Source organism: Lacinutrix sp. (genome assembly GCF_023299985.1).
GTDB lineage: Bacteria > Bacteroidota > Bacteroidia > Flavobacteriales > Flavobacteriaceae > Lacinutrix.
Window position 1 is genome coordinate 1 of record NZ_JALZVX010000145.1, and the last position, 12,315, is coordinate 12,315.

Consider the following 12,315-nt stretch of genomic DNA (forward strand, 5'->3'; position numbering starts at 1 on the left):
ACAGTATCTGGTGTGTTATGGGCTATCTTCCAAAACAATGCTGGTGGAGCATGGGATAACGCTAAGAAATCTTTTGAAGCAGGTGTTATGATTAATGGTAAAATGACACATAAAGGATCTGATGCTCACGAAGCAGCAATTACTGGTGATACTGTTGGAGATCCATTTAAAGATACTTCTGGGCCATCAATGAATATTTTAATTAAATTAACGTGTTTAATTGGTTTAGTAATTGCACCTATTTTAGGAGGTCATGCAGAAGAAGGAATGGTTATGAATGAATCTATTTCTATTGAAAAAGAAATTATCGTTTCAGCTAGCCTAGCAGAAGCTACAATTACTTACGCTATGACTATTAATGGAGAAGAAGTAATTAATACAGAGTCTTTTAAAGGAACTAAAATAGAAGTTGAAAATAAGTTAAAAGCATTCGAAGCTAATAATAAATTAGCTGTAGGTAATGCTGTTAAAATAATCAAGAAAGTGAATATTAATAAAGGATAAACTTTTATTTAAATATTAAATTTAAACCTGCTAACTTGATTAGCAGGTTTTTTTATGGTTAATTTGAAGTATGAGTTGGTTCAAAAAAGATCCTTTGCAAATTATAGCTTTTCAAAGCTATGGAACAGACACGCATTTCTATCTAAGAGGAAGAGCGCTACAAGACGAAACTATAGATTTAGAACAACGTGGTTTTTTTAAATTATTAATCAATACATGGAAACGTATTGAAAGTGATGAGGTCAAACATGTTGTGATTAATATAAAGTTGCCAAACGGAAAAGTATTAAAGACAAAGAGTGATAGTCATGGCTATTTTAAAGTAGAAGCAACATTAGATGGTTTAACAGCATTTGCTAATGAAAGAGGTTGGTTAACCTGTGAGGTGTCTTATAATAATGTAAATACAAAACGTAGTATTCAAAAGAGTAATCGGTTTCCTGCAGAAATATTAATACCTTCTACTAAAGCTGCATTTGGTGTCGCAAGTGATATTGATGATACTATTTTACATACAGGAGTAGTTTCTACTCTAAAATGGAGAGTATTATATAATTCTGTTTTTAAATCTGCAAAAATGCGATTACCTCTTGAAGGTGCTGCAGACTTCTATCATTTATTACACAGAGGTAAAACTGGTAAGAATGTAAATCCTATATTTTATGTAAGTCATAGTCCTTGGAATATGTATCGTTATTTAGAGTTGTTTTTAAAACAAAATAATTTTCCTAAAGGGCCAATTTTATTGAGGAGTTTTAAGCAGTTTTTAAAGAAAAAAGCAATAGACGAGAAGCCACAGAAGCAAAAGGAAATTCTTAATCTATTAAAAACATATCCAGACTTACCTTTTATACTTATTGGTGATAGTGGCGAACACGATATAGACATCTATATTGAAATAGCAGAGCAGTTTCCAGAACGTATTAAAGCTATTTATTTACGTAGTGTAAAACACAAAAAGAAAGTAATACGTGTAAAAAGACTACTTGAGCACTATAATACAACTCCAGCTTTATTAGTAGAAAGTAGCGAGCAGGCAATTTTACATGCTCGTGAAAACGGATTTATTGTTTAATTAAATATTAAAATAAACCGTTAATTTCTGCGTCAATTTTATTTAGAATAAGTCCTAAGTCTTCAGGTTTATCTACAAAATCAAGATTATCTACATCGATAATTAAAAGTTTTCCTTTATCGTATCCAGTAATCCAAGCTTCATAACGCTCGTTTAATCTACTTAAATAATCTATACTTATAGAGTTCTCGTAATCGCGACCACGTTTGTGAATCTGAGACACAAGATTAGGAATAGAACTACGAAGGTAAATTAACAAATCGGGACCTTTTACAAAACTTTCCATAAGCTCGAAAAGAGAGGAGTAGTTTTCAAAATCACGATTAGTCATTAAGCCCATAGCGTGAAGGTTTGGTGCAAAAATATGCGCATCTTCATAAATGGTACGATCTTGAATAATGTCTTTACCGCTTTCTCTAATTTGTTCAACTTGACGAAAACGACTGTTTAAAAAGTACACTTGTAAATTAAAACTCCAACGTTCCATTTGGTTGTAAAAATCATCTAGGTATGGATTATCTACTACATCTTCTAATTGTGCTTCCCATTTATAATGTTTGGCAAGTAATTTTGTGAGCGTAGTTTTTCCAGCTCCAATGTTTCCGGCAATGGCAACGTGCATATTATTTTAATTTAAGTTGGTATTGATAAAGCACTTTATCTGTGTAAATATACACGATTTCATTGGTTACAAAAAACTGACTTATTAACAAATTTGTAATGCCAATAGATTTTGTTATTTCACTGTTTTTTGCATGGTAAAAAAGAGTATTGTTTTTTTTAAAAATTATATTTTCGTTGCTCTCTTTTATATTAGTGTAGCCATTATTGGGTGTCTTAGAGACTAAGCTTCCAAAATAATTGTACTTGTAAATATATTTCTTGGTGAGTAACCAGCAGGAATTATAATTACTTACCATGTCTAAAAGATTATTTTCTATAGGTAAGGTTCTTGCTCTTGTAGTATTGGTTCTATAATCGTACAACTCTAACTGCATTAAATCTTGATTAAAAACCCAAATAGTATTATCGCTGCCTACAGAAACGTGCGATACGTTTTTATAATCTTCCGTTTGGTTAAAGTCTATTTTGTAAATTTCTGCAAGCCTATTGTCTAAAATAATAACCGTATTGAAAGCTTTGTAGAATACATTTATTTTTAGAGGATTAAAACTGTTAGCAGAGGTTATAGTTCCTAATTGAACGTTACTATATTTTAGTAATTTGTCTTCCTGCTTTTTTATTAATGTATTATTTAAAGTAAAAAACGTTGTGCCAAAATTATCGATACCAATAATAGAGTCTACTTTAAATTCGGTTGTAGTTTCTAGTTTAGACTTTATATCATTTTGAGCGTAAGCTGAAAATGTTATTAGAAAGAGTATAAAATGCAGTAGTTTCATTGTAGAAGTAAAAATACAAAAACCGCACCACTTTTGTACTTGTTATTTAATTAATCAACTTTTAACCAAACCCAAGAATATTGGTTATTTGTAAAGTTTAATTATACTTTATTTTTTTTGTGAAATTTTTAACATATTAATGTTAAACGTTTCTTGTTTTTATGTGTCTTACAGTTATTAACTGTAATTTTACAAAACAAATTAAGAAACATTATTATGAAACTAAAAGCACTATTAACCTGTATTACTTTATGCTTAGCAGCATTAACTTATGCGCAAGACGATTTTCAAGGTCAGGCAACTTACATGTCTAAAACGACTGTAGATATGGATAACTTTGGAGGTGGACAGTTGTCTCCTGAACGTAAAAAAGCTATTATGGATCGTATGAAAAGCATGTTAGAAAAAACATATATTCTTACATTTAATAAAACAGAATCGACTTATAAAGAGGATGAGAAACTTGAAGCTCCTGGATCTGGAGGCGGAAGATTTAGAGGCATGATGAGTAGTTTTACTGCTGGACCTCAATACAAGAATATAAAAGAAGGTAAACTAATTCAAGATCAAGATTTTTTTGGAAAACAATTTTTAATTAAAGATGAATTAGAAAAGTTAGAATGGAAAATGACTGGTGAAACTAAACAGATTGGTAAGTATACTGTAATGAAAGCTACTGCTATGAAAAAGGTTGATGAATTTGATTGGACAAATTTTAGAGGAAGAGGTCGTAGAGGGAATGAAGATGAAAAAAAGAAAGAGGAAGAAACTAAAAAAGAGAGATCTGTTGATGCTTTTGGAAAAACAAAAGATAAAAATAATGATGTAAAAGATGTAGTAATAGCTGAAACTAAAGATGACGAGTCAAACAATCCAATAACAGATATTGAAGTTCCAAAGGAGGTAGAGGTTGTTGCATGGTACACAATGCAAATCCCAATAAACAATGGGCCAGGAGAGTTTTGGGGATTGCCAGGCTTAATTCTAGAAGTGAGCTCTGGAAAAACAACATTGTTGTGCTCTAAAATTGTAATGAATCCAACAGAAAAAGGAGATATTAAAATGCCAGTTAAAGGAAAAGAAGTTACTAAAAAAGAGTATAATACAATAGTTAAAAATAAAACAGAAGAGATGCGCGAAACATTCCGCGGAAGAGGTGGACGTGGAGGACGCGGTAGATAAATAGCATAAATCAATAAAAAATACAATCAACCAAACTTTTATGAAAGAGCATGCTGGAAATTTAATCATCATAAGAAAATGATTAATAACGAGCAGCATGTAACCTTTCAAAAATAACTATAAAATATACATGAAACATATTTTTACACTGTTGCTATTACTAGTGGCAAGCACAAGTTTTGCCCAAATTAAATTTCAAGGCTCAATAAAAGATAGCTATGGAGATCCTCTAGAGTTCGCAAATGTTATTGCAATAAACCAAGAGTCTAAAGTGTTAGAGTCTTATGCTGTAACTAACGATAAAGGACTTTATAAACTAAGTTTAGGTAAAAACATAACTTATAAAATACAGGTTAGCTACATTGGTTATAAAACAGCAGAAATGGAAGTGTCTACCAAAGAAGAGGCTTTAAGCCAAGATTTTACTTTAGTTGTAGATAATACGCTTGACGAAGTTGAGTTGGTTTACGAAATGCCAGTAACTATAAGTGGTGATACAATTACTTATAATGCAGATTCTTTTAAAAATGGAACAGAACGTAAATTAGGAGACGTATTAAAAAAACTGCCAGGAGTTGAGGTTAACGAAGATGGTGAAATTGAAGTAGAAGGTAAGACTGTTGGTAAAGTAATGATTGATGGAAAAGACTTTTTCGATGGAGACAGTAAGCTAGCAACTAAAAACATTCCAGCTAATGCAATTGATAAAGTGCAGGTTTTAAAAAATTATTCTAATAATAGCCAATTAAGTGGTGTTACTAATAATCAAGATAATATTGCCATTAATATAAAGCTTAAAGAAGGAAAAAAGAATTTTTGGTTTGGGACACTTACTGGTGGTGTTGGTGTAGCAGATAGCGATGGACTTTACGTTGTGCAACCAAAACTATTCTATTACAGTCCAGAAAAGAGTATTAATTTTATTGGAGACATAAATAATATTGGAGAGCTGGCTTTATCAAGAAGAGATATTCGTAATTTTGGAGGCGGTTTTCAACAACCAAGTAGACAAAGTGGTACTAATATTAATTTAGGAAATAACGACTTAGGTTTTAGACAGCTACAAAATAATCAAGCTAAAGATATAAACACAAAATTTGCAGCAGGTAACTTTAGTTATTCACCAAAAAGCACTTTAGATTTATCTGGTTTTGCAATATTTGCAAGCAGTAGAATAGATTTACAAGAAAATAGTTCGGTATTTTATACAGATAGAAATTTAGGAATTCCAGACGAGAACACTCAAAGTAACACAGAGCAGAAAAGCGATTTAGGTTTATTGAAATTTAGTGCAAAATATAAGCCAAACGCTAATAATCAATTAGATTACGATATTATTGGTCGTATCTCTAACGAGGAACAATTAAATGGAACACTTTCTAATGTTGTTGGTGAAATAGATCAATTTGAAGAGGCTACTCCATTCTCAATAAATCAAAATTTAAATTATTATTATACGCTAGACGAAACTAATATTTTTGCATTATCTATTCAGCATTTATTGCAAGAAGAAGACCCTTTTTATAATGCATTGTTAGCTAACGATCCAACAAATAATGATAATGGTTTTGATCCTGATGATATGCTTCCAGATGAAGATCCTTACGATGGTACAGCGCAAGAATTAGGTTTAGACGGCTCTCAACTTAACTATAGTGTTAATCAAGACAAACTTGTTAAAACAAATCAAGTAGATGCTAAAGTAGATTATTGGAATATATTAAATAAGAAAAGTGATATTAACTTTACTATTGGAACAATATATAGTAATCAACAATTCGACTCTAATATCTTTCAAACCTTAGATAATGGTGTTGAGCTTGATACAGATCCTGCTATACCAGAAGTATCAGATGTTAACGATGTAAAATACACATTTACCGATGTTTATTTAGGAATGCATTACCGTTATAAAACAGGTAAGTTTACAATAAGTCCTGGTTTATCTGCACATAGCTATAATGTGGCAAACGATCAATTTAATACAAAAACTACAGATAATTTCTTTAGACTTTTACCAGATTTAAATGTAAGAGTGCAATTAAAAACGTCTGAAAACTTAAATTTATCTTACCGTATGCAAACACAATTTACAGATGTAAATCAATTTGCAAGAAGTGTTGTGCTTAATAATTATAACTCAACGTTTGTAGGTAATCCTGATTTAGAAAACTCATTATCACATAACATAAACTTAAGTTATTTTAGTTTCAATCTGTTTAATTATACTAATGTGTTTGCATCTTTAAACTATAGTAAAAATATAGATGCTATAAGAACACAATCTATATTTCAACCTGCCTCTGTTATTAGAAGTAGTGAGCCTTTTAATTCTGATTTTGCAGATGAAACTTTTACTGCGACTGGTCGTTTTCAAAGACGTTTTGGCAAGTTACAAGCGAGTATAAGAGGTAGTTTTAATTATTCTAAATTTAATCAGTTTATTAATAATCAGCTGTCTGTAAACGAAAATTTCACACAAACCTATGCACCTAGTTTGCGTTCTAATTTTAGAGAAGCGCCAAATTTTGGAATAACATATAACTATTCTACTAGTGATAATAATCAAGGTGATAGAACAACTAAAATTATTACTAATAGACCTTCATTAGAGTTTGACGCCTTAATATTTAAAACGTTTACGTTTAAAACAGATTATGGCTACACAAGGCAAACTGTAGGAGGTAACACTAATAGTTTTGGGTTGTTTAATGCTAACCTAATGTATAGAAAAGAGAACGATAGTAAATGGGAATACGAACTTAAAGCAACTAATATTTTAGATGTAGAATCTAATGTAAATAATAACGTTGGAGGTTTTTCTGTAAGTACTAGTGAGTATTTTATACAACCTAGATTTTTAACGTTTAGAGCGATCTATAATTTATAAAATTAAAGTGCAGTTATAAAAAAAAGCGAGCTAAATGCTCGCTTTTTTTTGTTTAAAATGTGGGGAGAATAGGATTCGAACCTATGAAGACGTAGTCAGCAGATTTACAGTCTGCCCTCGTTGGCCGCTTGAGTATCTCCCCAATTATAATGGCAAATATATTACTAAATTAATACTTTTGGAAAATTTATTGTATAAAAAAATCTCTTTAAAAAGAGACTTTTTTATCTATTTTAGTATCAGTTTATTATAAACTAAATTCAGCTTTTACTTTTTCTAAGTAGTCTAATTTTTCCCACGTAAATAACTCAACATCTACACTAATATCTTCTCCATTTGGTCTGGAAAACGTTTTAGAAACAGTTTCATTTACTCTACCCATATGTCCATAAGCAGCAGTTTCACTATATATTGGGTTACGTAATTTTAAACGCGATTCTATAGCAGCAGGTCTCATATCAAATATTTTCGAGATTTTTTCAGCAATTTCGCCATCTGTCATATTAAAAGGGCAAGTGCCATAAGTGTCTACAAATATTCCCATAGGCTCAACAACACCAATAGCATAAGAAACCTGTACTAGTATTTCGTCGCAAATTCCTGCAGCTACTAAGTTTTTTGCAATATGCCTAGTTGCATAAGCAGCACTTCTATCTACTTTACTTGGGTCTTTTCCAGAAAAAGCACCACCACCATGTGCGCCTTTACCACCATAAGTATCTACAATAATTTTACGTCCAGTTAATCCAGTATCTCCATGAGGTCCTCCAATAACAAACTTTCCTGTTGGATTAATATGGTATTTAATATTGTTATTAAATAATGCTTGAGTCGCTTCTGGTAGTTTTGCAATTACTCTTGGTATTAAAATTTCAACAATATCTTTTCTAATTTTAGATAGCATGATGTCGTCGTTATCGTCAAAATCGTCATGTTGTGTAGAAACTACAATAGCATCAATACGTTGTGGCGCATTATTATCGCTATATTCTATGGTCACTTGACTTTTAGAATCCGGTCTTAAATACGTGATATCTTTATTTTCGTGACGCAATTCTGCCAATTCAATTAAAATTTTGTGAGATAAATCTAAAGCTAAAGGCATGTAGTTTTCGGTCTCGTTGGTTGCGTAACCAAACATCATCCCTTGGTCTCCTGCACCTTGTTCTTCTTTTGTATCACGATCTACACCACGATTAATATCCTCACTTTGTTCGTGAATAGCACTAAAAACACCACAAGAATTGCCATCAAACATGTATTCGCTTTTTGTATAACCAATTTTGTTTATAGTATCTCGCGCTATTTTTTGTACATCTAAATATGTTTTAGATTTCACTTCTCCAGCAAGTACAACTTGTCCAGTAGTAACAAGTGTTTCGCATGCTACTTTAGATTCGCTATCGAATGCTAAAAAATTGTCTATTAATGCATCACTAATTTGATCTGCAACTTTATCTGGGTGTCCTTCAGATACACTTTCTGAGGTAAATAAATACGCCATAGTCTTTTTTTTAATTTTATATATACAGGATTTGACGAAAGCGTCGAAGGAAGTTTACACTGCCTTTAGCATTTTTTATAGAGGTTGCAATCAGTCAAATCCGTCCTCGTAATTAATTTCAACAAAAGTATAAAAAATTATATGGATAGAAATTCCTTTTTACAATTTTATGAAAACTTTATCTTTAAAGATTAAATCTTTAGTCTTGAAAGTGAAATGATTTACAGGTAATATTTATTTTAAATTAATATTAGTTTTCTAATATAGGATCAAGTTGTATTTGATGAAATATATTTTATCAAAAATCAGTTTCAATGATTTATTTCCCTATTTAATGTTTTAAAATTAATTATTAAGAAAAATATTCCTTTTAACTTGTTTAATTAGATTTTTTTTCACAATATTTGTGCTCACAAAGTTCAAACACTTACTGAAATGTTATCAAGAAAGGTGGAGAGATAGACTCGCTGAAGCCTTAGCAACCCTTAGATTTACTAAGAAGGTGCTAAATTCTACTTAATTATTCGATTCATTAATCGAAAGATTGGATAGATAACTTAAATCTAATTACTCATCTGTAGTTAGTATTTTCTTTTTAACATTTTTCTATTAAATATGCCTTTCGAGGCTGATTTGACTTTTGGTTTAATTTATTAACTCAAAAAACTAGAAAAATGAGTACGCAAAAATTTGCAACTAAAGCATTGCACGCAGGACACGATACAACACAAAATGGTGGTACAAGATCTGTTCCTATTTATCAATCAACAGCTTACGTTTTTGACGATTCAGATGACGCAGCAGGACGATTTAATTTATCAGTTCCTGGTTTTATCTATACCAGATTAAACAACCCAACAAACGACGTTTTAGAGCAACGAATAGCTGCTTTAGAAGGAGGTATTGCAGCAGTAGCAACAGCATCAGGAACTGCAGCAATCTCAACAACATTATTGACACTTTTAAAAGCAGGTGATCATATTGTAGCGTCAAGTAGTTTGTATGGTGGAACCTATAATTTGTTAAGCGTAACCTTACCAAGACATGGTATTACAACTACTTTTGTAGATCCATCAAATCCAGAAAATTTTAGTAAAGCAACACAACAAAATACACGCGCTATTTTTGTAGAATCTTTAGGGAATCCAAAATTAGACGTGTTAGATATTGAAGCGATTTCTAAAGAAGCTAAAGCACATAAAGTGCCTTTAATTGTAGATAATACAGTTGCTACGCCTTATTTATTAAATCCAATAGAATATGGTGCGAATATCGTTATTCATTCTTTAACAAAATACATAAACGGAAACGGAACATCACTTGGTGGTATTATTGTAGACGCAGGAAATTTTGATTGGAATAATGGTAAGTTTCCAGAGTTTACAGAGCCATCTGCAGGATACCATGGATTAGTGTATAATGAAGCTATTGGAGCTGCTGCATTTATTGCAAAAATTAGAATTGAAGGTTTACGTGATTATGGAGGCGCGTTGAGTCCGTTTAATGCCTTTCAAATTATACAGGGTTTAGAAACACTAGAACTTCGTATTAAAAAACACAGTCAAAATGCTTTAGAACTTGCAAAATGGCTACAAGAACAACCAGAAGTAACTTGGGTAAATTATCCAGGCTTACAAACAAGTAAATATAATGCTTTAGCTAAAAAATACATGCCAAAAGGACAAAGTGGTATTGTTACTTTTGGAGTTGATGGTGGTTATGAATCTGCTAAAATTATAGCAGATAAAACAAAACTATTCTCATTATTAGCCAATATTGGCGATACTAAATCACTTATTATTCATCCAGCAAGTACAACGCATCAACAATTAAATGATGAAGCACAAGAATCTACAGGAGTAACAAAAGATTTAATCCGTTTATCAGTTGGTATAGAAAATATCGACGATTTAAAAGCCGATTTAAAAGAAACGTTTCAACTTCTAAAAAAACCAATTTTATCTTAAAATTATAAAGTTCTGAAAAAACTAAATTACATTTTAATATCAGATTACGTAAGCCAAGGAGGTAAGACAATGTCTATACAATTGTCTTACCAAACTTTTGGTAAAGCATTACACGCAGCACCAATTGTTTTAGTTAATCATGCTTTAACAGGTAATAGTAATGTAGCAGGAGAGAATGGTTGGTGGAATCAATTAGTAGGCACTAATAAAGTTATTGACACAAATCAATACACTGTTTTAGCATTCAATATTCCTGGCAATGGTTACGATGGTTTCGAAATTGAAAATTACAAAGATTTTGTAGCTCAAGATATCGCAAAGTTATTTTTAATTGGACTTGAAAAATTAAGGGTAGAAAAATTATTTGCAATTATTGGTGGTTCATTAGGAGGTGGTATAGCCTGGGAAATGGCAGTGTTGAAACCTGCGTTGACAGCACATTTAATTCCCGTAGCTACAGACTGGAAATCTACAGATTGGTTGATGGCTAATTGCCAAATCCAAGAACAATTTTTGGTAAATTCTAACAAACCTGTACACGATGCACGTATGCATGCAATGTTATGTTATCGTACGCCAAAATCATTTAAAGAAAAGTTTCATCGTTCAAAAAACGAAAAATTAGAATTATTTAATGTAGAAAGTTGGTTGCTTCATCATGGTAGTAAATTGCAAGAACGGTTTCAGCTATCAGCTTATAAATTAATGAATCAGTTATTACGGACTATAGATGTTACAAAAGGACGTGAAAAAGGAGAGTCTGTTTTGGATACTATTCAATCTAAAATAACAATAGTTGCGGTAGACTCTGATTTGTTTTTTACAGCTGAAGAAAACCGAGAAACACAAAAGCAATTAGCGTTAAAGCATTCAAATGTAACATATAATGAAATTAATTCAATTCATGGTCACGATGCGTTTTTAATAGAGTTTGAACAACTTGAAACAATAATTAAAGGCATTTTTAAGCCTGATTCAAAAGAAAAAAGAATGAAAATATTAAAATTTGGTGGAACATCTTTAGCTAATGGTGAAGGTATAAATCGAGTAATTTCAATTATAGAAAATAAAGTAAAAGCTAACGAAAAAATAGCTGTTGTCGTTTCTGCAAGAGGAAAAGCAACAGATGAGTTAGAACTTATTTTAGAAAAAGCAGTAAAAAATGAAACATATAAAGAACAACTAAAAGCCTTTAAAAATTATCAAAATTTACTAGCAAATACTGATTTTTCAGAAGAGTTTTTAAGATTAGACAACCTTTTTGAAGGTGTACATTTATTGAGAGATTATAGTCAAAAAATTAAGGACGAAATTTTAGCACAAGGCGAATTAATTTCAGCTAAATTAATTTCAGCATTGTTAAAAGATAGAAACATAAATGCAAAAACTGCCGATGCAAGAACTTTAATAAAAACAGATGACAGTTACGGTAACGCAAAACCTATTGATAGCATTTCAAAAAAGAATGTTATTGCCTATTTTAAACAAAATAATGGTACAACAGTAAATATAGTTACAGGATTTATAGCTTCAAATAAAGACAATAAAACAACAACTTTAGGTCGAAACGGAAGTAACTATACAGCATCACTTTTGGCTAATTACTTAGATGCTGAAGAGCTTCAAAACTACACCCATGTTAATGGTATTTATACTGCTAATCCAGATTTAGTGTCAGATGCAAAAAAAATAGAAGAGTTATCATTTGCTGAAGCTAATGAATTAGCCAATTTTGGAGCTACCATTTTGCATGCTAAAACTATTATTCCGTTACTAGAAAAAAATATTCC

Annotated in this window: 9 protein-coding genes, 1 tRNA gene and 1 riboswitch; of the genes, 6 read left to right on the forward strand and 4 right to left on the reverse strand. The window is 31.1% G+C overall.

Annotated elements, in window-relative coordinates; translation table 11 throughout:
- Positions 1–504, forward strand: a 504-nt coding sequence (locus tag Q0C58_RS07835) for a sodium/proton-translocating pyrophosphatase (RefSeq protein ID WP_290699675.1), incomplete at its 5' end; no start/stop codon positions are given.
- Between the two features lie 70 nt (positions 505–574).
- The gene (locus Q0C58_RS07840) at positions 575–1,579 is read left to right on the forward strand and encodes a phosphatase domain-containing protein (protein WP_290699678.1); all 1,005 of its coding nucleotides are present in this window, start codon (positions 575–577) and stop codon (positions 1,577–1,579) included.
- 7 nt (positions 1,580–1,586) lie between these two features.
- Here Q0C58_RS07840 and Q0C58_RS07845 read toward each other — a convergent pair whose 3' ends face one another.
- Positions 1,587–2,201: a deoxynucleoside kinase gene (locus tag Q0C58_RS07845; RefSeq protein WP_290699681.1), complete on the reverse strand. Its 615-nt coding sequence runs from the start codon at positions 2,199–2,201 to the stop codon at positions 1,587–1,589.
- A gap of 1 nt (position 2,202) precedes the next feature.
- Positions 2,203–2,982 (reverse strand): hypothetical protein, encoded by a 780-nt coding sequence (locus Q0C58_RS07850; RefSeq protein WP_290699684.1) that lies wholly within the window; start codon positions 2,980–2,982, stop codon positions 2,203–2,205.
- Between the two features lie 216 nt (positions 2,983–3,198).
- Here Q0C58_RS07850 and Q0C58_RS07855 point away from each other — a divergent pair, with 216 nt between their 5' ends.
- Both Q0C58_RS07855 and Q0C58_RS07860 read left to right on the forward strand, forming a co-directional pair.
- Complete coding sequence (locus Q0C58_RS07855; RefSeq protein WP_290699687.1) at positions 3,199–4,164, forward strand: GLPGLI family protein; 966 nt, start codon at positions 3,199–3,201, stop codon at positions 4,162–4,164.
- Positions 4,165–4,294: 130 nt separating this feature from the next.
- Positions 4,295–7,054: an outer membrane beta-barrel protein gene (locus Q0C58_RS07860; protein ID WP_290699690.1), complete on the forward strand. Its 2,760-nt coding sequence runs from the start codon at positions 4,295–4,297 to the stop codon at positions 7,052–7,054.
- Positions 7,055–7,114: 60 nt separating this feature from the next.
- Here Q0C58_RS07860 and Q0C58_RS07865 read toward each other — a convergent pair.
- A tRNA-Tyr gene (locus tag Q0C58_RS07865) sits at positions 7,115–7,196 on the reverse strand.
- 105 nt (positions 7,197–7,301) lie between these two features.
- Complete coding sequence (gene metK, locus Q0C58_RS07870) at positions 7,302–8,558, reverse strand: methionine adenosyltransferase (protein ID WP_290699693.1); 1,257 nt, start codon at positions 8,556–8,558, stop codon at positions 7,302–7,304.
- A gap of 435 nt (positions 8,559–8,993) precedes the next feature.
- Positions 8,994–9,117, forward strand: a riboswitch (SAM riboswitch).
- A 115-nt stretch (positions 9,118–9,232) separates the two neighbouring features.
- Here metK and Q0C58_RS07875 point away from each other — a divergent pair.
- Entirely contained in the window at positions 9,233–10,525 is a 1,293-nt protein-coding gene (locus Q0C58_RS07875) for an O-acetylhomoserine aminocarboxypropyltransferase/cysteine synthase family protein (protein WP_290699698.1), read from the forward strand.
- 69 nt (positions 10,526–10,594) lie between these two features.
- Positions 10,595–12,315 (forward strand): aspartate kinase (locus Q0C58_RS07880; RefSeq protein WP_290699704.1); only part of this gene is annotated, 1,721 nt, incomplete at its 3' end.

Bases quoted from the DNA above. Each gene is read 5' to 3' on its own strand.
- Q0C58_RS07855 (WP_290699687.1), top strand. From the start codon at position 3,199: ATGAAACTAAAAGCACTATTAACCTGTATTACTTTATGCTTAGCAGCA.
- Q0C58_RS07860 (WP_290699690.1), top strand. From the start codon at position 4,295: ATGAAACATATTTTTACACTGTTGCTATTACTAGTGGCAAGCACAAGT.
- Q0C58_RS07875 (WP_290699698.1), top strand. From the start codon at position 9,233: ATGAGTACGCAAAAATTTGCAACTAAAGCATTGCACGCAGGACACGAT.
- Q0C58_RS07845 (WP_290699681.1), bottom strand. From the start codon at position 2,201: ATGCACGTTGCCATTGCCGGAAACATTGGAGCTGGAAAAACTACGCTC.
- Q0C58_RS07840 (WP_290699678.1), top strand. From the start codon at position 575: ATGAGTTGGTTCAAAAAAGATCCTTTGCAAATTATAGCTTTTCAAAGC.
- Q0C58_RS07850 (WP_290699684.1), bottom strand. From the start codon at position 2,982: ATGAAACTACTGCATTTTATACTCTTTCTAATAACATTTTCAGCTTAC.
- metK (WP_290699693.1), bottom strand. From the start codon at position 8,558: ATGGCGTATTTATTTACCTCAGAAAGTGTATCTGAAGGACACCCAGAT.